This is a genomic window from Kocuria nitroreducens (assembly GCF_042879195.1).
In the GTDB taxonomy this organism is placed as follows: domain Bacteria; phylum Actinomycetota; class Actinomycetes; order Actinomycetales; family Micrococcaceae; genus Kocuria; species Kocuria nitroreducens.
Window position 1 is genome coordinate 1 of record NZ_JBHZTC010000074.1, and the last position, 1,351, is coordinate 1,351.

General features: G+C 61.7%; 2 protein-coding genes. Both read left to right on the plus strand.

Going from position 1 to position 1,351, the window contains the following annotated elements:
* On the plus strand, positions 1–287 hold a 287-nt coding region (locus ACFYE1_RS17400; RefSeq protein WP_387745797.1), incomplete at its 5' end, for a helix-turn-helix domain-containing protein.
* 47 nt (positions 288–334) lie between these two features.
* Complete coding sequence (locus tag ACFYE1_RS17405) at positions 335–1,141, plus strand: IS3 family transposase (protein WP_387745800.1); 807 nt, start codon at positions 335–337, stop codon at positions 1,139–1,141.
* The last annotated feature ends 210 nt before the right edge of the window (positions 1,142–1,351 follow it).

Below are 1,351 nucleotides of genomic sequence, written 5' to 3' on the forward strand. Positions count from 1 at the left end.
CTGGCCCTCAGCGCCTGACCACCCCAAGAATCACGCGGGGACTGCGTTACACCACGCAAATGGACTTGACCCCCTCGCCCGGTACCGTCACGAACTGGGCGAAAATCTACCGGCGCGACGGTGAAGACGGGCTACGTCCGAAGAAGCGGGGCCGACGACCGGTCAATCGCGAGAATCCTCTCCCCGAGAGCGAGGTCGAGCAGCTTCGGCGAGAAAACGAGCGGTTACGTGCGGAGGTGGCGTACCTGGGAAAATTGCGGGCCTTGAGATCACAGCAACGACGCTGAAAGTCCAAGCGATCGACGAGCTCAAGGCCCACCACCGGTTACCGCTCTTGCTGGAGTTGGCAAAGCTTCCCCGCTCCACGTTCTACGACCACCGCAACCGGCTCACCCGGCCGGATCGTCACGGCCAGCTCAAAGAAGCCATCCGTCAGGCCTTCACGCAGGCGCGAAGCGCGTACGGGCATCGACGCGTGCTGGCCATGCTGCTGCGGCAGGGGTGGACGGTGTCGAAGAAGACCGTGCTGAAACTCATGCGCGGGCTCGGATTGCAGAGCCCGGTTCGTCGCCGGCGCAGGTACAACTCCTTCCGCGGTGAAGTCGGCAAGACGGCTGAGAACGTGTTGAACCGCCAGTTCGAGGCCGCGACCAAACACACCAAGTGGGCCACCGACGTCACCGAGTTCACGGTCGGCGCCGCCAAGGTTTACGTCTCACCGGTCCTTGATCTTCACGACAACCGGATCGTCTCTGTTATGGCAGGCCCGTCTCCGAGCGTCAAAATGGTCACCGATGGCCTGCGCACCGCGATCAACAGTCTTGGCCCGGACGAGCGACCCCTCGTCCACTCAGACCAGGGATTCCAGTATCGGCACCCGCACTGGCAAAACACGCTACGTGAAGCCGGACTGACTCAATCGATGTCCCGTAAGGGAACCTGCTTGGATAATGCTTCCATGGAGGGGTTCTTCAGCCACCTCAAAGAGGAATGGTTCCGGATCCAGCAACCGGGCACCATCGAGCAGTTCCACACCGGGCTCACCGAGTATCTGCACTGGTGGAACAGCACCCGCATCCAACGAAGACTCGGCTACCTCAGCCCCGATGAATACCTCGCCCAGAATCCTGCTACCGCGTAACGTTCAATTAAGAGTCCAACATTCGGGGACCACTCCACTGCTCAGGCAGTACTTTCCGAAAAGCACCAACCTGTCGGCGCACACCGTCGAGGATCTCCACGACGTCGCCCGGGAGCTCAACAGCCGCCCTCGGAAATCCGGCTCTTCAGAGTTGAGGGTGTAGTGCGGGTTGGCGCGTCGGTCGCCGGATAGGGGTCGAGGCCTCCCGAA